Source organism: Burkholderia sp. IT-111MI5 (assembly GCF_949752865.1).
GTDB lineage: Bacteria > Pseudomonadota > Gammaproteobacteria > Burkholderiales > Burkholderiaceae > Burkholderia > Burkholderia pyrrocinia_C.
Genome location: NZ_CATKIF010000011.1, coordinates 913,541 through 933,701 on the forward strand (window position 1 = coordinate 913,541; position 20,161 = coordinate 933,701).

At 67.3% G+C, this 20,161-nt stretch carries 17 protein-coding genes; 3 read left to right on the forward strand and 14 right to left on the reverse strand.

Translation table 11 applies throughout. The features are described 5' to 3' along the window. Window positions 1-51: 51 nt before the first annotated feature. The gene (gene acnA / locus ACM6JT_RS12355) at window positions 52-2,769 is read left to right on the forward strand and encodes an aconitate hydratase AcnA (RefSeq protein WP_034180021.1); all 2,718 of its coding nucleotides are present in this window, start codon (window positions 52-54) and stop codon (window positions 2,767-2,769) included. Between the two features lie 125 nt (window positions 2,770-2,894). Here the strand turns inward: acnA and ACM6JT_RS12360 are convergent, their stop codons facing one another. Genes ACM6JT_RS12360 through ACM6JT_RS12370 form a run of 3 tightly spaced genes read right to left on the reverse strand, consistent with a single transcriptional unit; the run spans window position 2,895 to window position 4,080 of the window. Next, window positions 2,895-3,332: a DUF1801 domain-containing protein gene (locus tag ACM6JT_RS12360; protein ID WP_407972541.1), complete on the reverse strand. Its 438-nt coding sequence runs from the start codon at window positions 3,330-3,332 to the stop codon at window positions 2,895-2,897. Next, window positions 3,329-3,760: an SRPBCC family protein gene (locus ACM6JT_RS12365; protein WP_034180023.1), complete on the reverse strand. Its 432-nt coding sequence runs from the start codon at window positions 3,758-3,760 to the stop codon at window positions 3,329-3,331. The genes ACM6JT_RS12360 and ACM6JT_RS12365 overlap by 4 nt, the downstream gene beginning before the upstream one ends. Next, window positions 3,757-4,080 carry an ArsR/SmtB family transcription factor gene (locus tag ACM6JT_RS12370; RefSeq protein ID WP_407972542.1) on the reverse strand — a complete coding sequence of 108 codons (324 nt, stop codon included), beginning with the start codon at window positions 4,078-4,080 and terminating at the stop codon, window positions 3,757-3,759. The genes ACM6JT_RS12365 and ACM6JT_RS12370 overlap by 4 nt, the downstream gene beginning before the upstream one ends. 701 nt (window positions 4,081-4,781) lie before the next feature. Here ACM6JT_RS12370 and ACM6JT_RS12375 point away from each other — a divergent pair. After that, window positions 4,782-6,521: a protease pro-enzyme activation domain-containing protein gene (locus ACM6JT_RS12375; protein ID WP_131949322.1), complete on the forward strand. Its 1,740-nt coding sequence runs from the start codon at window positions 4,782-4,784 to the stop codon at window positions 6,519-6,521. An 85-nt stretch (window positions 6,522-6,606) separates the two neighbouring features. On the opposite strand, the gene ACM6JT_RS12380 is transcribed toward ACM6JT_RS12375, so the two are convergent. The 6 genes from ACM6JT_RS12380 to ACM6JT_RS12405 all read right to left on the reverse strand — a co-directional run bounded on the left by ACM6JT_RS12380 (window position 6,607) and on the right by ACM6JT_RS12405 (window position 12,854). Next, the gene (locus ACM6JT_RS12380) at window positions 6,607-8,025 is read right to left on the reverse strand and encodes an MFS transporter (RefSeq protein WP_414856563.1); all 1,419 of its coding nucleotides are present in this window, start codon (window positions 8,023-8,025) and stop codon (window positions 6,607-6,609) included. A gap of 209 nt (window positions 8,026-8,234) precedes the next feature. Then, on the reverse strand, window positions 8,235-8,369 hold the full coding sequence (locus ACM6JT_RS12385; protein ID WP_414856564.1) for a hypothetical protein: 135 nt from the start codon (window positions 8,367-8,369) through the stop codon (window positions 8,235-8,237). Window positions 8,370-8,397: 28 nt separating this feature from the next. Further along, complete coding sequence (locus tag ACM6JT_RS12390) at window positions 8,398-9,237, reverse strand: ABC transporter permease (protein ID WP_034180026.1); 840 nt, start codon at window positions 9,235-9,237, stop codon at window positions 8,398-8,400. A gap of 33 nt (window positions 9,238-9,270) precedes the next feature. Continuing rightward, window positions 9,271-10,524, reverse strand: a complete 1,254-nt coding sequence (locus ACM6JT_RS12395; protein WP_165948163.1) for an ABC transporter permease — start codon at window positions 10,522-10,524, stop codon at window positions 9,271-9,273. Window positions 10,525-10,623: 99 nt separating this feature from the next. Continuing rightward, window positions 10,624-11,670 carry an ABC transporter substrate-binding protein gene (locus tag ACM6JT_RS12400; protein WP_105392770.1) on the reverse strand — a complete coding sequence of 349 codons (1,047 nt, stop codon included), beginning with the start codon at window positions 11,668-11,670 and terminating at the stop codon, window positions 10,624-10,626. 77 nt (window positions 11,671-11,747) lie between these two features. Then, a complete protein-coding gene (locus ACM6JT_RS12405; RefSeq protein ID WP_131949347.1) occupies window positions 11,748-12,854 on the reverse strand; it encodes an ABC transporter ATP-binding protein in 1,107 nt (368 codons plus the stop codon). Window positions 12,855-12,961: 107 nt separating this feature from the next. Here ACM6JT_RS12405 and ACM6JT_RS12410 point away from each other — a divergent pair, with 107 nt between their 5' ends. Further along, a complete protein-coding gene (locus ACM6JT_RS12410; RefSeq protein ID WP_034180028.1) occupies window positions 12,962-14,485 on the forward strand; it encodes a PLP-dependent aminotransferase family protein in 1,524 nt (507 codons plus the stop codon). Window positions 14,486-14,512: 27 nt separating this feature from the next. On the opposite strand, the gene ACM6JT_RS12415 is transcribed toward ACM6JT_RS12410, so the two are convergent. The 5 genes from ACM6JT_RS12415 to ACM6JT_RS12435 all read right to left on the reverse strand — a co-directional run bounded on the left by ACM6JT_RS12415 (window position 14,513) and on the right by ACM6JT_RS12435 (window position 20,143). After that, entirely contained in the window at window positions 14,513-15,547 is a 1,035-nt protein-coding gene (locus ACM6JT_RS12415) for a lipase secretion chaperone (RefSeq protein WP_414856565.1), read from the reverse strand. 3 nt (window positions 15,548-15,550) lie between these two features. Further along, on the reverse strand, window positions 15,551-16,645 hold the full coding sequence (locus ACM6JT_RS12420) for a triacylglycerol lipase (protein ID WP_105392773.1): 1,095 nt from the start codon (window positions 16,643-16,645) through the stop codon (window positions 15,551-15,553). Between the two features lie 220 nt (window positions 16,646-16,865). Further along, a complete protein-coding gene (locus tag ACM6JT_RS12425; protein WP_243566272.1) occupies window positions 16,866-18,998 on the reverse strand; it encodes a TonB-dependent copper receptor in 2,133 nt (710 codons plus the stop codon). An 83-nt stretch (window positions 18,999-19,081) separates the two neighbouring features. Next, window positions 19,082-19,450, reverse strand: a complete 369-nt coding sequence (locus tag ACM6JT_RS12430) for a DUF2946 domain-containing protein (protein WP_034180032.1) — start codon at window positions 19,448-19,450, stop codon at window positions 19,082-19,084. 156 nt (window positions 19,451-19,606) lie between these two features. After that, window positions 19,607-20,143, reverse strand: coding sequence for a cytochrome b (locus tag ACM6JT_RS12435; protein WP_034180033.1), 537 nt, complete (start codon window positions 20,141-20,143; stop codon window positions 19,607-19,609). Window positions 20,144-20,161 lie beyond the last annotated feature (18 nt).

Consider the following 20,161-nt stretch of genomic DNA (forward strand, 5'->3'; position numbering starts at 1 on the left):
CGTCATCTACAGGACACGTTGTTTCCTAGCCTTAAACCCAGGAAAATCACCATGGCCCACAATCTCCACAAGACCCTCAAGGAATTCGACAGCGGTTCCGGCAAAGGCAAGTTCTACTCGCTGCCGCAACTCGGCAAGGAGCTGAAGACGAAGATCGAGCGCCTGCCGGTGTCGATCCGTATCGTGCTCGAGTCCGTGCTGCGCAACTACGACGGCAAGAAAATCACCGAAGAGCACATCGAGCAGCTCGCGAACTGGAAGCCGACCGCGAAGCGCGTCGACGAGATTCCGTTCGTGGTGTCGCGCGTCGTGCTGCAGGACTTCACGGGCGTGCCGCTGCTCGCCGACATCGCGGCCATGCGCGGCGTCGCCGAGCGCACGGGCAAGAACCCGAAGAAGATCGAGCCGCTGGTCCCGGTCGATCTCGTCGTCGACCACTCGGTCCAGATCGACTACTTCCGCCAGAAGGACGCGCTCGACCTGAACATGAAACTGGAATTCCAGCGCAACAACGAGCGCTACCAGTTCATGAAGTGGGGCATGCAGGCCTTCGACACGTTCAAGGTCGTGCCGCCGGGCGTCGGCATCGTCCACCAGGTGAACCTCGAATATCTCGCGCGCGGCGTCCACAAGAAGGCGGACGGCGGCGACACCGTGTACTACCCGGACACCCTCGTCGGCACGGACAGCCACACGACGATGATCAACGGTATCGGCGTGGTCGGCTGGGGCGTGGGCGGCATCGAAGCCGAAGCCGGCATGCTCGGCCAGCCGGTGTACTTCCTGACGCCGGACGTCGTCGGCGTCGAGCTGAAGGGCAAGCTGCGCGAAGGCGTGACGGCTACCGACCTGGTACTGACGATCACCGAAATGCTGCGCAAGGAGAAGGTCGTCGGCAAGTTCGTCGAGTTCTTCGGCGAAGGCACGAAGTCGCTGTCGCTGCCGGACCGCGCAACGATCGGCAACATGGCGCCGGAATACGGCGCGACGATGGGCTTCTTCCCGGTCGACGAAAAGACGATCGACTACTTCGAAGGCACGGGCCGCACGAAGGCGGAAATCGCCGCGTTCGAAAACTACTTCAAGGCGCAGAAGCTGTTCGGCATCCCGAAGGCCGGCGACATCGACTACACGAAGACGGTTACGCTGGACCTGGCAACGGTCGCTCCGTCGCTGGCCGGCCCGAAGCGCCCGCAGGACCGCATCGAGATCGGCAACGTCAAGTCGACGTTCACCGACCTGTTCTCGAAGCCGGTCGCGGAGAACGGCTTCGCGAAGAAGGCGGACGACCTGAACACGCAGTACACGACGAGCAACGGCGTCGACGTGAAGAACGGCGACGTGCTGATCGCCGCGATCACGTCGTGCACGAACACGTCGAACCCGAGCGTGCTGCTGGCTGCCGGCCTGCTCGCGAAGAAGGCCGTCGAAGCCGGCCTGACCGTCGCACCGCACATCAAGACGTCGCTCGCGCCGGGATCGCGCATCGTCACCGAGTACCTGACGAAAACGGGCCTGCTGCCCTACCTGTCGAAGCTCGGCTTCGAAGTCGCGGCCTACGGCTGCACGACCTGTATCGGCAACGCGGGCGACCTGACGCCGGAACTGAACGAAGCGATCACGAAGAACGACCTCGTCGCGGCAGCCGTGCTGTCGGGCAACCGTAACTTCGAAGCGCGTATCCACCCGAACATCCGCGCGAACTTCCTCGCGTCGCCGCCGCTCGTCGTCGCGTACGCGATCGCCGGCAACATCACGCGCGACCTGATGACCGAGCCGGTCGGCAAGGGCAAGGGCGGCCGCGACATCTACCTCGGCGACATCTGGCCGACGAGCGACGAAATCCACGCGCTGCTCAAGTTCGCGCTCGATCCGAAGAAGTTCGAGGACAACTACTCGAAGCTGACCAAGAAGGGCGACCTCTGGAGCAAGATCGAGGGCGAATCGGGCCAGGTCTACGACTGGCCGAAGTCGACCTACATCGCGGAGCCGCCGTTCTTCGGCAACGACTTCTCGATGGAACCGGCCGCTTCGATCCCGGCGGTCAAGGGCGCGCGCGCACTGGGCATCTTCGGCGACTCGGTCACGACCGACCACATCAGCCCGGCAGGCTCGATCAAGGAAGATTCGCCGGCCGGCAAGTGGCTGAAGGAAAATGGTGTGCAGAAGGCCGACTTCAACAGCTACGGCTCGCGCCGCGGCAACCACGACGTGATGATGCGCGGCACGTTCGCGAACGTCCGGATCAAGAACCTGATGATCCCGGCGAAGGCGGACGGCACGCGCGTCGAAGGCGGCCTGACGATCCACCAGCCGAGCGGCGAACAGCAGTCGATCTATGATGCAGCGATGCAGTACATCGCAGCCGACACGCCGACCGTCGTGTTCGCAGGCGAAGAGTACGGCACGGGCTCGTCGCGCGACTGGGCCGCGAAGGGCACGCAACTGCTCGGCGTGAAGGCCGTGATCGCACGCAGCTTCGAGCGCATCCACCGCTCGAACCTGGTCGGCATGGGCGTGCTGCCGCTGCAGTTCAAGGGCTCGGACAGCGTCCAGTCGCTCGGCATCACCGGCGACGAGACGTACGACATCGAAGGCCTCGGCGACGACTTCAAGCCGCAGCAGGACGTCACGCTCGTGATCAACCGCAAGAACGGCGAAACGCAGCGCGTGCAGGTGCTGCTGCGCATCGATACGCCGATCGAAGTCGACTACTACAAGCACGGCGGTATCCTGCCGTTCGTGCTGCGCTCGCTGCTCGCAGCGTAAGCGCCCTGCTTTTGCAGGTGCCGCAGCCGCCTCGCGGGCGGTTGCGGCCGATTTGGATGCCCGACCTCGTGTCGGGCTTTTTTTTGCCTGCGCGCGTTACGCGATGCGGCCGTTAGTCTCGCTCGTCACGCCGCCTTGTCGCCGCGCGTCTTCGCGCCCGCGCCCGTTCCTCGCGCGTTCTTCTTCAGATGCGTACGGTTGTATTCGATCGCCGCGCGCACGAGGTTCTTCAGCGCTCGCTTGTCGATCCGGTCGCCTTCGAAGAAATCGATCGCGCGCCGCGCATTGCCGTCGAGGCCGTCATTGAACAGCCCGCCGGGATCGGGCAGATGCGCGCCGTGCATGAACGTCAGCTTCACCTTGCCCTTGTGCGCATTCGCGACCGCGATCATCCCGTCGCGCGACCACACGGGGCTGCCCATCCATTTCCATTCCTCGACGATGCCGTCATCGGCCGCGAGGATCGTCTGGCGGAGGTCCGCGAAGAGCGGACCGCGCCAGTCGGCGATGCCGGCGATCAGCGCGTCGATGCGCTCCGACGGTTGCAGGTCCGTTGCACTCATGCGCGGGCCTCCGTGCGTTCGTCGGGGCGCGCCAGCACCTGTTCGAGCGACTCGAAGAACCGTACCCAGCCGTGCTGCGCGCCGCGGTATGCCTGCTCCTGATCCGCGCGGAAGCCGACCTGCTCCATGCGCAGGTGCGTGCCGGCCGGCGTCGGCGTGAGCGTCCACGTGACGACGCTTTCGAGGCCGTACGCGGCCCATGTGTAGGACAGCGCGCGCGGCGGCTCGATCGTCAGGACCGTGCAGTCGACCGAGCCCCAGTCCGCGCGGAAGCTGAAGGCGCGGCCCGCGACGGGCTCGAAGTCGCTCTTCATCAGCCACGCCTCGATCAGGTGCGGTTGCGTGAGCGCGCGCCAGATCTTCTCCGGCGGATGGGGCAGCTCCCGTTCGACGACGACGGAGCGCGTTTCGGTAGTGGCTTGGTTCATTGATCTATCCTCTTGAGCAGATCTTCGAGGGCGTCGAACCGGTTCTGCCAGAAGCCTGCCATCTGGCTCGTCCAGTCGATCAGCGGGGCCAGCGCTTGCGGCTGTGCGCTGTAGTGCGTCTGCCGGCCTTCGTGACGGTCATTCACGAGCCCGGCCTGCTTCAGTACGCCGAGATGCTTCGACACGGCCGGCTGCGAGACGCCCGCATGGGCGGTCAGCGCGGCAACCGTGAGCTCGCCCTCCTCGCACAGCCGCTCGAAAAGCGCGCGGCGCGTCGGATCGGCAAGCGTCCTGAAAAGCATGTCGTGAGCGTTCTGCATGTCCAAATTCATAACCCGTTGGTTATGGATTGAAGAATATCTGCTGAACGGCAAGAGTCAAGAAGGAATTTCGCGGATGCCGATGCGTGCCGTTGCCGCATGCGGGCACGCTTCGCGTCGGGCGCAATCGCGCCGGAAGCGGACGTGCCGAAGGCTTCGCTTGCCGCCGGATCACGCCTGCTTTGCCCGTCCGGACTCGAGTGTTTGCTCTAATTCATGATGGCGGCCTCGCGTCCGAAAGCCGCCTGCAAGACTGGGCCATGCGCTGTTCCACAGTTCGGGAAACGGTCGGGATCGGCCGGCCCTGTTTTTGTGCATGCGCGAAGCGGCTCGGCCCGCATCGCATCGTTTGACCACATAGTGCGACTCGGGCCTGCGTCCACACCCGGTCGCGAAGCACGCATGCGCATGGCCGGTCCGCGACGTCATCGCGCACGTTCCGGCGCTGCGACGAACGACTCGTGCGCGCGAACGCCGCGCATCGTCGTGCCGTCGTGTCGCGAACCGGTTCCCTCGCCGGCGGCCGCCGCTCGCCGCGTTCACCGTGCGCCACGCGCAATTCCGCACGCCGATGTCAGAACTGACAGCTATGGAAACTGGCAGCTACCTGAACGGCACCGACGCCCTACGCTCGTCACCGCTCGCGGCCCCACAAGGGTTGTGGGCTCCAGCAACGTCGTCTCTCCTAAAAAGGACTCCCGATGAAAAGGAATGCCCGGTTTGCCCTGCCCCTTCCTTCGCCCCGCCACCTTGCGTGCGCATGGCCGCTCGTGCTCGCCGCCGGCGCAGCGCACGCGACGACGGACTGGGTCGACACCCACACGAAGGCCTTTCTGACCGGCCCGCAGTTGATGGCGCGCAGCGCGGCGCCGTCGCTCGAACTCGCGGCCGGCGAGACGACGGACGTCGTCGTCAGCCTGAAGCTGCGCAACGCCGCGCAGCTCAAGCAACTGGCGCGCGACGTGAACCGGCCCGGCAGCGCGCATTACCGCCAGTACCTGACGCACGAACAGTTCCTCGCCAGCTACGCGCCGACCGACGCGCAGGTGAAGTCGGTCGTCGACTATCTGCGCAAGAGCGGCTTCGTGAACATCGAGGTCGCGCCGAACCGGCTGCTGGTGTCCGCGCGCGGCACGGCCGGCACGGTGAAGACCGCGTTCAACACGTCGCTCGTGCACTTCGAGTACGCGGGCCGCTCGGGCTTCGCGAACGCATCGACCGCGCAGGTGCCGAGCGCGCTCGGCAACATCGTCGGCTCGGTGCTCGGGCTGCAGAACGTCGCGCGCGCACGGCCGATGCTGCGCATCGGCAACGTGGCGAAGCCGCAAGCACTCGCGGCCGGCACGGCGACGGGCCACTATCCGAAGGAATTCCCGGGCCTCTACAACGCGACCGGTGTGCCGACCGCGGCCGGCGTGACCGTCGGCATCATCACGATCGGCGGCGTGTCGCAGACGCTGCAGGACCTGAAGCAGTTCACGTCGAGCAACGGTTACGGCACGGTCTCGACGCAGACCGTCAAGACCAACGGCACCGGCACGAGCGGCAGCTACAGCGACGACCAGGACGGCCAGGGCGAATGGGATCTCGACAGCCAGTCGATCGTCGGCTCGGCCGGCGGCCAGGTCGGCAAGCTCGTGTTCTACATGGCCGACCTCAACGCCTCGGGCAACACGGGGCTCACGCAGGCGTTCAACCGCGCGGTGTCGGACAACACCGCGAAAGTGATCAACGTGTCGCTCGGCTGGTGCGAAACCGACGCGAACGCAGACGGCACGCTCGACGCCGAGGAGCAGATCTTCACGACGGCCGCGGCGCAAGGCCAGACGTTCTCGGTGTCGTCGGGCGACGAAGGCGTGTACGAGTGCAACAACCGCGGCTATCCGGACGGCTCGAACTACACGGTGTCGTGGCCGGCTTCGTCGCCGCACGTGCTCGCGATCGGCGGCACGACGCTCTACACGACGTCGGCGGGCGCGTTCTCGAACGAAACGGTGTGGAACGAAGGCCTCGACGGCAACGGCAAGCTGTGGGCGACGGGCGGCGGCGTCAGCACGATCCTGCCCGCGCCTTCGTGGCAGTCGGGCAGCAGCCGTCAGTTGCCGGATGTCTCGTTCGACGCCGCGCAAAGCACGGGCGCGTACATCTACAACTACGGCCAGTTGCAGCAGATCGGCGGCACGAGTCTCGCCGCGCCGATTTTCACGGGCTTCTGGGCGCGCCTGCTCGCGGCGAACGGCACGGGCCTCGGTTTCCCGGCCGGCAACCTGTATCGCGCGATTCCGTCGAACCGGTCGCTCGTGCGCTATGACGTCGTGTCGGGGAACAACGGCTATCAGGGGTATGGCTACACCGCCGGCACCGGCTGGGATCTGACGACCGGCTTCGGCAGCCTGAACATCGCGAACCTCAATCAGCTGATCAAGTCGGGCGGGTTCTGAGCGATATTTGAAGGCCGGCGCGCGGCAGCAGTTTGCCGCGCGCCGGCCTTGTCGCGTTCAGGTCGCGCGGTATTCGCGCATCACCCTACTCCGTCGCACGCGTGTTCACAGGCTCCGGCGCGGCCGGTACACCGCTCCGATGCGACGGCGCAAACAGCCGCAACCCGCTCGCGACGCTCGCGGCCCCCGCGAATCCCGCACCGAGCATCAGCGCGAGCGTCGGCCCGTGACGCCCCGCGATCCCGAACGACAGCGCGACGAGCGCCGCGCCCGTTGCCTGCCCGATCAGCCGCGCGGTCGCGATGATCCCGCTCGCGCCGCCGCTGCGCTCGGGCGGCGCGCTCGACATCAGCGCCTTCAGGTTCGGCGACTGGAAGAAGCCGAAGCCCGCGCCGCACAGCATCATCCGCCAGCCGATGTCGAATACGTTCGGCGCCGCCGGCAGTGCGGCGAGCGACACCATGCCCGCGCTCAGCAACGCGAGCCCGATCGCACCGAGCAGGCCGGGCGGGTATCGATCCGACAGGCGGCCTGCGATCGGCGCGGCGAGCGCGACGATCGCCGACCACGGCGTCATCAGGAACCCCGTCTCGACCGCGTTGCGATGCAGGACGGTTTCGAAATAGAACGGCAGCGACACGAACGCGAGCCCCTGTGCGGCGAACGCGCACACGGCGGTCAGCGCGGACAGCGTGAACACGGGCCGGCGAAACAGGTCGACCGGCAGCATCGGCGCCGGGTGCCCGGCCTGGCGGCGGATCAGCAGCCAGCCGAACGCGAACGCAACCGCAGCAGCCGCGAACACCACGGAAAGCGGCCCGCGCTGCGCGAATTCGCCGAGCGCGAAGATCAGCGACGCGAACGTGATCACGTTGAACAGTGCGGCGACCGGATCGAACGCATGCTTGCCGCGCGCCGTCTGCGGCAGCGACGGAATCGCCACTGCAAGCGCGAACACGCCGAGCGGCACGTTCACCGCGAACAGCCACGGCCATGCGGCGACCGACAGGATCAGCGACGCGATCGTCGGCCCCACCGCGAACGACACGCCGACGACGAGCGCGTTGAAGCCGACGCCGCGCCCGAGCCGGTGCGCGGGAAACAGGCCGCGGATCAGCGCGACGTTGACGCTCATGATCGCGCTCGCGCCGAAGCCCTGCACGATCCGCGCGGCCGTCAGCATCGGCAGCGTCGACGCGAGCGAACAACCGAGCGATGCGAGCGTGAACACCGTGAGCCCGGCGATATACACGCGCTTGTGGCCGACGATGTCGCCGAGCGATGCGAACGGCAGCAGCGTCGCGACCATCGCGAGCTGGTACGCATTGATGATCCACACGGACGCGGCCGGCGACGCATGCAGGTCGGCGGCGATCGCGGGCAGCGCGGTGTTCGCGATCGCGGTGTCGAGCGTCGCGAGCGCGACGGCCAGCAGCACGGCGGACATCGCGCGCCAGTTGACGGCCGGCTCCCGGGCGCCGGCGGAGGATGCGAATTCGGACAAGATGAGGCTCGGCTGACGGGCGACGCGCGGCGTCGCGGATTGAGCGACGCGGCAGCGTGCGTTCCGGACGGCAAGACCGGCGCGCGCAGCCGCGATCCGTATTGTTGCAGAGCCGTCTCGAACGTGCAGGCGGCCGCCTCCCCAGTCAGCGAAACGAAAGCTTGCGCGATGCCGTGCTTGATGCGCGGCATCGTTGAGCACACAACGATCTACGAGCCGGCGAGCGTCGGCTGGCCGTCCGGGCGCGTGCCCGTCTTCGTCGTGTCGGCGCGGGCGGCCGGCCCGGCCGCGTCTGCCGGCGGCACCGCGCATCGGAATCGCACCGATGCGCCGATGCTCGGCATGCGTGCACCGCCGTCGCGCCAGATCGGATCAGGTCACCGCGCGTCGCGCATTGCGTCCGCGCAGCCATTCGAGCGCGAGCAGCAGGCTCGTCGAGAAGATGATCAGGATCGTCGCGAGCGCGGCGATCGTCGGGCTGATGTTCTCGCGGATGCCCGTGAACATCTGGCGCGGCAGCGTCGTCTGGTCCGCGCCCGCGAGGAACAGCGTGACGACCACTTCGTCGAACGACGTCGCGAACGCGAACAGCGCGCCCGACATCACGCCCGGCGCGATCACCGGCAGCGTCACGCGGAAAAACGTCGACACCGGATTCGCGCCGAGCGACAGGCTCGCGCGCACGAGATTGTGGTTGAACCCCTGCAGCGTCGCGGCGACCGTCGTCACGACGAACGGCACGCCGAGCGCCGCGTGCGCGGCGATCAGCCCCGTATAGGTATTCGCGAGCCCGAGCGGCGCGAAGAACAGGTACATGCCGACGCCGACCACGACGACCGGCACGATCATCGGCGACAGCAGCACGGCCATCAGCAGCGCCTTGCCGCGGAAGTCGGCCTTCGTGAGACCGATCGCGGCGAGCGTGCCGAGCACGGTCGCGACGACGGTCGCCGACGGCGCGACGATGAAGCTGTTCTTCGCGGCCATCCGCCACTCGTCCGACGCGATCAGGTTCTCGTACCAGCGCATCGAGAAGCCCGGGATCGGATAGACGAGGAACGTGCTCGACGAAAACGACAGCGGCACGATCGCGAGCACCGGCAGGATCAGGTACAGCAGCGTCAGCACGACGAGCACGCGCAATGCGACGTACCACGCGCGTTCGACGAACGACATGTGCGGCGCAAACAGCGGCCTGGCGAGCAGTTTCATGGTCGAATCCCTTTCCGTTCCGTTGTTGCGCGCTTAGCCGAGGCTCACGTTCGAGCGGGTGAAGCGGCCGTAGATCGCGTACAGCACGAGCGTCGCCGCGAGCAGCAGCCCGCCGAGCGCGCACGCCATGCCCCAGTTGATCGTCACGTTCGTGAAGTACGCGACGTAGTAGCTGACCATCTGGTCGTTCGGCCCGCCGAGCAGCGCGGGCGTGATGTAGTAGCCGATCGCGAGGATGAACACGAGCAACGCGCCCGCGCCGACGCCCGGATAGGTCTGCGGCACGTACACGCGCCAGAACGCGGCGAACGGATGGCTGCCGAGCGATACGGCCGCGCGCTGGTAGGTCGGCGGGATCGACTTCATCACGCTGTACAGCGGCAGGATCATGAACGGCAGCAGGATGTGCGTCATCGAGATATACACGCCGACGCGGTTGAACAGCAACGTCAGCGGATGCGAGATCAGCCCGCTGCCGATCAGCGCCGTGTTGATGAGCCCTTCGCTCTGCAGCAGCACGATCCACGCGGCGACGCGCACCAGCACCGAGGTCCAGAACGGAATCAGCACGAGAATCATCACGAGGTTCGCACGCCGCTCCGACAGCGTCGAGATCCAGTATGCGAGCGGGTAGCCGAGCAGCAGCGCGAACAGCGTGACCGCGACGCCGATCACGAACGTGCGGCCGAAGATCGCGAGATAGATCGACTGGTCGGGATCGGCCTGCACGATGTGGCCGAAGCCGTCCTGTTTGTGGTCGAGCGCGGCGAGCAGGTAGAACGGCGAAACCGTGCTGCCGTTCTTCGCGATGGCCTGCCAGTACGCCGTGTCGCCCCAGCGCGAATCGAGTTCGACGAGTTTCGTGCGCGTCTGCGCAGGCGTGAGCGTCGATTCATTGTCGCCCTTCAGCGGCATCGCGCGCGCCGTCTTCGCGACGAGCGAGCGATAACCGGGGATCTCGGTGTTCAGGCGCCGCGCGAGCGCGCCCATCGCCTCGCTGTCGGCCACCTTCGTCATGTCGGCCGCGAGCGCGACATATGCGGCGTCGGCCGGCGGCGCCTTGCGGTCCCAGCCCGACAGCGCGGCGACCGTGTTCGGCAGCGCGGTTGCGATCTCGGGGTTCTGCACCGCGCGCGTGAGCAGCGTGCCGATCGGTACGACGAAGATCAGCAGCAGGAAAATCGCGAGCGGCGCGACCAGCAGCAGCGCCATCGTGCGCTTGCGGGCCTCGGCAGCCTTCAGCTCGCGCTTGAGCGCGGCGCCCGACGAGGAAGGCGCGATCGTCATCGTATTCAACGGGTCTCTCCGGCCGGGCACGCTCCGGCGGAATGCCGCGCGACGCGATCGACGCGCCGCGCGGCGGGTTGCATCAGGATGCCTGAACGGTTACTTCGTCGCCCATGCGGCGAAGCGCTGCTCGAGCTCGTCGCTGTGGTCGGTCCAGAAGCCGATATCTTCCAGCACCGCGTTCTTGCCGTTGGCCGGCGAGTTCGGCAGGTTCGCGAGCGTCTTCGCGTCGAGCGACTTGATCGCGGCGATGTTCGCGGGGCCGTACGCGATGTGCTGCGCATACGCCTGCTGCGGCTTCGGCGTCAGCGAATACGCGATGTACTGCTCGGCCAGTGCCTTGTTCGGCGAGCCCTTCGGAATCGCCCAGTAGTCGAGGTCGTAGATGCTGCCGTTCCACACGACCTTCAGGTTCTTGCCTTCCTTCTGCGCGGCATCGATGCGGCCGTTGTACGCGGTCGACATCACGACGTCGCCGGCGACGAGGAACTGCGGCGGCTGCGCGCCCGCTTCCCACCACTGGATGTACGGCTTCAGCTCGTCGAGCTTCTTGAACGCGCGGTCCTGGCCGGCCTTCGTGCCGAGCACCTTGTACACGTCCTTCGTCGCGACGCCGTCGGCCATCAGCGCGAATTCGAGGTTGTAGCGCGCGCCCTTGCGCATCCCGCGCTTGCCGGGGAATTTCTTCACGTTCCAGAAATCGGCCCAGCCGGTCGGTGCCGACTTCAGCTTGTCCGCGTTATACGACAGCGCCGTCGACCACACGAAGAAGCCGACGCCGCACGTTTGCGGCGATTCCGGAATCAGGTCGGACTTCTTCGCGATCTTCGACCAGTCGAGCTTCTCGTACAGCCCTTCGTCGCAACCGCGGTTCAGGTCGCCCGACTCGACTTCGACCACGTCCCAGTTGACGTGCTTCGCCTCGACCATCGCCTTCACCTTCGCCTGCTCGCCGTTGTATTCGACGGCGGTGACCTTGTTGCCGGTTGCCTTCTCGAACGGCTGGTTGAACGCGACCTTCTGCGCGTCGCCGTTCGCGCCGCCGAAGTTGACGACCGTGAGTTCGGCGGCCGTTGCCGATGCGCCGACTACGGCGAGCGCCAGTGCCAGCGCGGTGCGACGCGCCGTGAAGCTTGCTCGTTTCATGATGGTTCCTCTCCTCTCGTGGTGGAAGTGGGCAGTTGTTGTTGACGACGTGCTGCGGTAAATCGGGGAAACCCTGTTCATGCGAACACGCGCAGGTGCTCGGGTGCGAATGCAAGCGAGACCGGCGCGCCGGGCGAGAACGCATCGAGCGCGCCGGTACCGAGCGGCACCTTCACGAAGCATTCGTCCTGGCCCGGCAGCGCGCAGCGCATGCGCACGTGATCGCCGAAATAGATGAGGCTGCGCGCCTCGCCGGTCAGCCGGTTCGCGGCCGCGCCGTTCGCATGCCCGTTCGCGCCGTGCGCGGCGAGGCTCATGCGTTCGGGGCGGATGCACGCGACGGCCGACGCGCCCTCGGCGGCTTCGCCGATATGGCGGCCGACGAGCTTCGTGCCGTCGTCGAGCCGGAACTCGCAGAATTCGCCGTCGACGCGCGCGATGGTGCCGCGCAGCCGGTTGCTGTCGCCGATGAAGTTCGCGACGAATTCGTTGCAAGGCGATTCGTACAGGCGGTCGACGGTATCGAGCTGCTGCACGATGCCCTTGTCGAACACGGCCACACGATCGGACATCGTCAGCGCCTCGCCCTGGTCGTGCGTCACGTAGACGAAGGTCACGCCGAGCTTCTCGTGCAGCGCCTTCAGTTCGTACTGCATGTGTTCGCGCAGCTGCTTGTCGAGCGCGCCGAGCGGCTCGTCCATCAGCACGAGCTTCGGCTCGAACACGAGCGCACGCGCCAGCGCGATACGCTGCTGCTGGCCGCCCGACAGCTGCGCCGGGTAGCGTTTCGCGAAGCGCTCCATCTGCACCATCTTCAGCGCATGCGCGACGCGCTCCGTGCGCTCGGCGGCCGGCAGCTTGCGCACGGTCAGCGGATACGCGACGTTCTGCTCGACCGTCAGGTGCGGGAACAGCGCGTAGTTCTGGAACACCATGCCGATGTTGCGCTTGTGCGGCGGCACGTTGTTCAGGAGTTCGCCGTCGAGGCGGATCTCGCCGCCGGTCGGAAACTCGAAACCGGCGAGCATCATCAGGCAGGTCGTCTTGCCCGAACCCGACGGCCCGAGCAGCGTCAGGAATTCCCCTCGGTGGATATCGAGGTCGAGCGATTTGACGACCAGCGTTTCACCGTCATAGGTCTTCCGCACGCCGCGAAAGCTGACGATCACATCATCGGACTTCATCATGCTGTCCCCTTGCGTCGCGACAATCGTTTTTGAGATGCGATCCACTATACGGTGCGCACGGTTCTATACTAGGGAACCATTTCAATATTCCAAGTAGGACCACTTTGGATACCGTGATCCTTGCCGACTGGCTCTCCGCCCGCCTCGACCGCGGCTCGTCCGAGCCGATGTACCGGCAGTTGCTGCAACAGATGCAGCAGGCCATCCTGACCGGGGAATTGGGGCCAGGGACAAAGCTACCCAGTTCCCGGACGCTCGCGGCGGACCTGTCGATCGCGCGCAATACCGTGCTGCACGTGTACGACCAGCTGACGGCCGAAGGCTATGTGCTGACGACGACCGGCAGCGGCACCTACGTGGCCGATACGCGGCCGGACGCCGCCGCGATTCGCGCGCCGGGCGCCGCACCGCAGCCGTCCGACGCCGGCACGCTGCCGCCGCCGGACGCGCAGGGCAGCCTGTCGATGCGCGGCCGGCAACTGATCGAGCACGCAGGCGTGTCGCGGCGCCAGTGGGGTGCGTTCATGCCGGGCGTGCCGGACGTGTCGGAGTTTCCGAGCCGCACGTGGAGCCGCCTGCAGGCGCGGCTGTGGAAGGACGCGAACCCCGAGCTGCTGACCTATGCGCCGGGCGGCGGCTACCGGCCGTTACGGCGCGCGCTCGCCGATTACCTGCGCGTCGCGCGCTCGGTCAAATGCTCGCCGGACCAGGTGATCATCACGACCGGCATTCATCAGTCGATCGATCTCGCGGTGCGGCTGCTGTCCGACATCGGCGATCGCGCGTGGGTCGAGGAACCGTGCTACTGGGGCGTGCGCAGCGTATTGCAGGCGGCCGGCCTCACGCTCGCGCCGGTGCCGGTCGACCAGGAAGGGCTCGCGCCGCGTGCCGGCGACATGCAGCATCCGCCGCGGCTCGTGCTCGTCACGCCGTCGCATCAGTACCCGCTCGGGATGGTGATGAGCCTCGCACGGCGCCGGATGCTGCTCGAATACGCGCGTCAGCACCGCTGCTGGATCATCGAGGACGACTACGACAGCGAATTCCGCTACGGCAGCCGCCCGCTCGCGTCGCTGCAGGGGCTCGACGACGGCGGCCGCGTGATCTACGTCGGCAGCCTCGGCAAGATGCTGTTCCCGGGCCTGCGGATGGGCTACATGGTCGTGCCCGAGCATCTGGTCGACACCTTCCGCACCGGGCTGTCGGAGCTGTACCGCGAGGGCCAGCTGATGCAGCAGGCCGTGCTCGCCGAATTCATCATGGACGGCCACCTGACGTCGCACGTCAGGCGCATGCGCACGCTGTACGGCGAGCGCCGGCAACTGATGATCGACGCGATCCGAGCGCGCTTCGGCGACGCGCTGCCCGTGATGGGCGACGAGGCCGGCCTGCACCTGGTGCTCGGCCTGCCCGACACGTGCGACGATCGCGCGGTCACGCAGAGCGCGTTCGACGCGGGCGTGATCGTACGCCCGCTCACCAGCTACTACAGCAACCTCGACACCGCTCGGCGCGGCCTGCTGCTCGGCTATGCGTGCGTCCCGCACGAAAGCATCGGGCCCGCGTTCGACACGCTCGCGGATACCATCGAGCAGCATCTGCCGCGGCACATCACGCGCGCGGCATAAGGCCGGTCACATACGGCGGCGCCCGCGTTACTGCGCGCTGCCCGCGCCGCGATCGAGCGACGCCGCGCGCACGGCTTCGCCGGGCTTCGTGAACATGCGCTGCCGCAGTGCGGCGATCTGCGCGTCGCGATCCGGCGGCGACAGGCCGGCCGACTCGATCTGCGCACGCTGCGCCGCATAGTCCGCGTAGCGGCTCTGCCACGATGCGTCGTCCTGCTGCATCTGCGCGACGCGCGCGGCGGCCTCGGGCCCGAGCGTCTGCGTCAGTTGCGCGCGCATCGCATCGGGCGTCGCCCCGCTCTTCTGCAACTGCGCGATCTGGTCGATCGCGGCCCGCTGCCGGTCGACCCGCTGCTGCGCCGCGCGTTCGTCGGCCGGCATCTGCTGCTCGAGCGCCGCGAGCCGTTCGGACTTCTGCGCATCGGTCAGCGTGCGATCCTGCGCGATCTTCAGCCGTGCGAGATCGTAGCGCTGCCGCCACTGCTCCGCGCCGAAGAACGGCTGACTCCAGTCGCCGAGCGTGCGATACGCGATCGACGCACGCTGGTCCAGCGCGAGCTGCAGCGCGCCCAGGTCGGACTTGTCGACCGCGCCGGCATCGCGCAATTTCGCGAGCGCGTCGAGATACGCGCGATACCGGCGCCACACGTCGAGCGCGTCGGCCTGCGCAGCCGTACCGTCGAGCTGCGCGGCAATCTCGCGCGCGACGAGCGCATCGAGCGCGGCCGTACTGAGATCGCTCTGCGCGGTCAGGCAGTAATCGAAGAAATCGCGTACCGCGCGCACCTTCGCGAGATGGCCGCCGGCATCGAGCGGCAGCCGCGGCGCGCTGGAACCGGCCAGCGACGACGGCAGGCCCGCGCTCGCCGGAACGGCGGCCTGCGGCGGTGCCGCAGCCACGCCGCCCACCGCCGCAGCATCGGGCGACTCGCCGGCGCTACCCGTATCGCGATGCCATCCCGCACCGCTCCACATCGCGACGCCGACGATCGCCGCCAGCCCCGCGACACCGTAGACCACAGCGCGCCGCGCCCGCGGCGCGCGCCCTTCACGTGCCGTCATCGATTACACGCCCGCCAGTTTCAGCCGGTTCGCATGCGTGCGGATCACCGCGACCGGATCTTCCGCATACGCGCCGCGCACGCCAAGCAACTGGTTGATCTCGTCGATATGGTTCCACTTGTAGCTCGTGCTCAGCACCTGGCCGTACAGCGCGCTGCACTTCGACACGAGCCCGTCGTTCTGGCCCGAGCCGCGGTTGATCATCACCGTGCCCGTGCCGAACAGCGCGAGCGTCGACAGATCGAGCGCGTTCGCCGGGTCGACGAGCGGAATGGTGCTCGTGTCCGTCGCACCCGTGACACCGAACACGGAGAGCGTCGGCTGGATCGCCGTGCCGGCCCACGAATACAGCAGATGCGTGTTTCCGCCGACGGTTTCCGTCGGTGCGCCGGTCTGGCAACTGCCCGGCGCGCCAAGGCCCGCGCTCGGATAGTTCTGGTTGTACGTGGCGGCCTGTGCGGTCGTCAGCGTCTTCAGCGACGCGAGCGCGTCCTGGTTCGTGTTGTGACTGCTGCTCGTCAGGATTCCGAACACATTGACGAACGCGGCGATCACCGACGACGAAAGCCCGGTCGGATCGTATGCGAGCACGCTCTGCACGAAGTCGGCGAACTCGGAGCCGCGATGCGGCGTGCCGATCGTCGTCACCGACGCGACGAGATCGGGCGCGACGGCCGCGACATAACGCGACGTGAGCCCGCCCTGGCTGTGACCGACGAGATTGACCTTGGTCGCGCCCGTCGCGGCGAGCACCGTCTTCACGTAAGCGAGCAGCTGTTCGCCGCGCCCGTTCGGGCCGTCATCGCTCTGGAAGCCCGACAGGTTCGCGACGTAGACGGTCGCGCCATGCTGCTGCAGGTCTTCCTGGATGCCGTACCAGTACTCGAGCACGCCCGCGTACTTGTCGGTGCCCGTGAGCCCGTGCACGAGGATGATCGGATAACGCGTCGTCGCGTAGTCGTCGGCGGGCGCGGTCGCTGCCATCGCTGCGTGCGTCGTCGCAAGCGTCATCACTGCGGTCGTCCCCGCGAACGGCGCGACGCTCATCGCGCATGCCACTGCCCCTGCCACCACCCTGGAACGCATCGATCTGGCCATGCATGTTCTCCTGATTATTGTGCTGCCGGTACGAATGAACTCGAATCGACGCACGCGGCGCCCTCGTGTGCGCCGTGACCGTCGAATGCCGGAGTGAAACACGAGCGGCCAACGTTTGCGCCTCGACTAGACACGGTTCTCTAATCGGTTGACGCGCCCCGCCCGTTCGGGCGGGGCTGCGTTCATGTGCGCGCATGCTGCAACGCACACTCGCAACGCGCTACAGCTTTGCGCTCACGCGTACCCATGCGGTACGGCCCGGCTCCATCACCGGCGCGTTCGCGGGATAGCCGAAGCCGGCATTGCCCGCGAGGTTCAGATGCTCGGTGTAGGCCTTGTTCAGCACGTTGTCGACGCCGACCGAGACCTGCACGGTCTTGCTGACGTTGTATTGCGTATGCAGCGACAGCACGCCGAATCCGGCGCTCGGGCCGAAGTCCTTGCCGACCACGTTGCCCTCGTTCAGCGCATAACGATGCTGCGGCGCAACGATCCGCCACAGGCCGCCGGCCGACCACGCGCCGCGCGTGTATTCGAGCCCGATGCGCGCCTCGAGCGGCGGCATTTGCGGCAGCGGATCGCCGCTCGCCACGTTGCGCCCCCATGCATACGCGAGCGACGTCTCGACGCGCAGCGGCGCAACCGGCCGCCACGACACGCCTGCTTCGCCGCCCATGATCTGCGCGTTGACGTTGGTCGCCTGCGTGGTCGGGCCCATCATGCCGGCCGCGTAGTTGAACAGGATGAAGTCCTGCACGTAGCCTGCGTAGGCCGACACCCACGCATCGAACCGGTCGCTCTTGTATTGCGCGCCGATGTCGAGCTGCGTGGTCTTCTCCGGCTGCACCGCCGAGAATGCGTTGACCGAACCGGTCGGCCCGCGCTTCGCGGAGAACAACTCCCAGTAGTCGGGATAGCGCTCCGCATGACCGATCCCCGCGTACCACGTGACGGGCAGCGACGCGAGATCGCGCTCGTAGCGCACGAAGCCGCTCGGCAGCACACGTGCGCGGTCGTCGTCGAAGGTCGGGTTGGGTTTTTTCATCATCATCCCGCTCGTCGTCGCGCGCTTGTCGCGTGCGCTCGCATAGTCGACACGCGCGCCGCCGATCACGCGCGACACGTCGCTCGCGTACCACGTCAACTCGCCGAACGCGCCCGCGTTCCACATCGTCGCCTGCGCATCCCACGGCTGGTCGCCGTAGTTCTGCCGCCCCATCGCCGAGCGCGAATCGAGCCGGTTCGACTGCGCGTCGACACCCGTCACGAGCTTGAAGTCGTCGCCGAAACGGAACGTCGCGGCAGCGCGCGCGCCGACCGTGCGGCGGCGCACCTCCGACGCCATCCGCATCGGCATGCTGCTGGTCGGGTCGGGCTGCCGCAACGTGTAGTTGTCCATCACGTGGTCGGCTTCGTTGTAGTACACGCGTGCCTCGATCCGGTCGAGCACGTCGCCGAGATGCCGCTTGTCGAACGACAGGCCGAACGTCTCGCGGCGAAAATGCGCGCCGTCCATCCCGCGGCCCGCATACTTCGCGTAGCCGTCGCCCGTGCCGGCCGTCAGTTCGACCCGCGTATGGTCGTCGGGCGTCCAGCCGAGCGCCGCATCGGCGTTCCACTTGTCCCACTGCGACGGCACCGTGTTGCCGTTGCCGTCCTTGTAGTCCTGCGAATGCGCGTGGTTCGCGGTCACACGGCCATAGACGTCCGGCGTGCCGGCCGTCACGTCGATGTTCTGGTCGTTGCGACCGAACGAGCCGCCGACGAGGCTGCCCTCGAAACGCATGCCCGGCTTGTCGAAACGCGGCGTCACGCGCTCGAACAGCACGGTGCCGGCCGACGCGCCCGGGCCGTACAGCACGGTCTGCGGCCCCTTCACGACGGTGACCTTGTCATAGCTTTCCGGCGCGATGTACGACGTCGGCGCATCCATCCGGTTCGGGCAGGCACCGAGCGTCGGCATCCCGTTCGCCAGGATATTCAGCCGCGAACCGAACATCCCGCGCAGCACGGGGTCGCCGTTCGTGCCGCCGCCGCGGATCGACGTGAAGCCGGGGATCGTCTTCAGGTAATCCGCGCCGTCGCTGGCGGGCAGCGGCTGGCGCGGCGCCTTCGGATCCGTGACGACGACGAGCGGCGTCGTCAGCGGCGACGCGACGACCTCGACGGGCGGCAGCAGCGCGGCCGCGTCGTCCGCAGGCGCGCCGGCCGCGCGAGCCGTTTCGGCCGCGGCAGCGGTCGCGGCCAGCGCGCCGACGGCGAGCGCGGGAACGGTGAGTTTCAACATGCGCGGCACGCGCCGCGCACAGGCATTGCGTGACGCCCGCGGCGCACGCAACTGGAAAATGGTCATGATCGAAAGCCCGAGTGACGCCCTCCACGCGGCCTCGACGGGCCGCACGGATATCGGCGGTGGAAAGAACGGAAGACAGCGCGTCAGGCGCGCTCGGGCGGTGCGCGTGGATACGCGCGCGGATAGCGGTCGGCGCGCGCCGCGACGGCTGGCGACGCGGCGGCGGAAACGGAAACGACGGAAACGGAAGCGAACGACGCGGCGGCAGGCGCGCCGATCGCGGGGCTGTGTGCGAAGAATCCGCAATAGCCGCACGCATCGAGATGCAGCGCATGATCGTGCATGCGGCCCGCATCGGGCGACCGATGCGCGCCGTGCTCTGCACTGCAGACGATCGCGTCGGGTGTGGCCGCCTGCGCGATGCGCCACTGCGACACCAGCGGCGCCGCGATCGCGAACCAGATCGCGAGCACGCCAAGCCAGGCGGTCAGGTGACGATGTCGGTGCAGCATGCGCGGCGGCGAGTAAGCGGAACGTAAAAACAGCCGAGATGTTACAGAATGTTCGCCTCGATGGCCAGCCGCGGATGACGGTAAACGAAGCGGGGGCGCATGGTTGTCAACACAACCATGCGCCCCCGCCTGCTGCGCGCGTCCGGAGTGCGGCGATCAGGGCACCATGCGCCGCAGCACGTTATCGCGCCGGATGAAATGGTGGTACAACGTGGCCAGCGCATGCAGGCCGATCACGAAGTAGAACGCGTTGCCGATCAACTCATGCGCTTCCTTGATCGTCGGCCGCAGCGCCTTGTCTGGGCCGAACAGCGTGAACGACACGCCGAGCCAGTCGAGCGACACCGGCTTGCCGCCCATATTGATCATCATGATGCCGAGCAGCGGCTGCGCGATGATGAACACGTAGAGCGCCAAATGCGCGAGCTTCGAGAGCCAGCGCAGCAGCGCGGCCTGCGGAATGGCTTCCGGCACGCGGCTGACGACCCGCCACAGCACGCGCAGCACCGACAGCACGAGCACGAACGTGCCCGCGGTGAGATGCACGTTCATCCAGAACACCCGGCTGTCGCTGCCTTTCGGCCCGCGGATCTCGATGGCCAGGTACGCCAGCGCGACCAGCAGGAAGATGGCCCAGTGGAAGAAGATCGCGGGCGAGCTGTAGCGCGTCTGTTTCGCGAGGATGTTTTTCATGCTTGGTCTCGTGTTGTA

Coding starts and splice junctions, on each gene's coding strand:
- ACM6JT_RS12360 (WP_407972541.1), bottom strand. CDS start 3,332: ATGAGTGCAACGGACCTGCAACCGTCGGAGCGCATCGACGCGCTGATC.
- ACM6JT_RS12435 (WP_034180033.1), bottom strand. CDS start 20,143: ATGAAAAACATCCTCGCGAAACAGACGCGCTACAGCTCGCCCGCGATC.
- ACM6JT_RS12430 (WP_034180032.1), bottom strand. CDS start 19,450: ATGCTGCACCGACATCGTCACCTGACCGCCTGGCTTGGCGTGCTCGCG.
- ACM6JT_RS12395 (WP_165948163.1), bottom strand. CDS start 10,524: ATGACGATCGCGCCTTCCTCGTCGGGCGCCGCGCTCAAGCGCGAGCTG.
- ACM6JT_RS12365 (WP_034180023.1), bottom strand. CDS start 3,760: ATGAACCAAGCCACTACCGAAACGCGCTCCGTCGTCGTCGAACGGGAG.
- ACM6JT_RS12375 (WP_131949322.1), top strand. CDS start 4,782: ATGAAAAGGAATGCCCGGTTTGCCCTGCCCCTTCCTTCGCCCCGCCAC.
- ACM6JT_RS12405 (WP_131949347.1), bottom strand. CDS start 12,854: ATGAAGTCCGATGATGTGATCGTCAGCTTTCGCGGCGTGCGGAAGACC.
- ACM6JT_RS12385 (WP_414856564.1), bottom strand. CDS start 8,369: ATGCCGAGCATCGGCGCATCGGTGCGATTCCGATGCGCGGTGCCGCCG.
- ACM6JT_RS12425 (WP_243566272.1), bottom strand. CDS start 18,998: ATGACCATTTTCCAGTTGCGTGCGCCGCGGGCGTCACGCAATGCCTGT.
- ACM6JT_RS12370 (WP_407972542.1), bottom strand. CDS start 4,080: ATGCAGAACGCTCACGACATGCTTTTCAGGACGCTTGCCGATCCGACG.
- ACM6JT_RS12420 (WP_105392773.1), bottom strand. CDS start 16,645: ATGGCCAGATCGATGCGTTCCAGGGTGGTGGCAGGGGCAGTGGCATGC.
- ACM6JT_RS12400 (WP_105392770.1), bottom strand. CDS start 11,670: ATGAAACGAGCAAGCTTCACGGCGCGTCGCACCGCGCTGGCACTGGCG.
- ACM6JT_RS12415 (WP_414856565.1), bottom strand. CDS start 15,547: ATGACGGCACGTGAAGGGCGCGCGCCGCGGGCGCGGCGCGCTGTGGTC.
- acnA (WP_034180021.1), top strand. CDS start 52: ATGGCCCACAATCTCCACAAGACCCTCAAGGAATTCGACAGCGGTTCC.
- ACM6JT_RS12390 (WP_034180026.1), bottom strand. CDS start 9,237: ATGAAACTGCTCGCCAGGCCGCTGTTTGCGCCGCACATGTCGTTCGTC.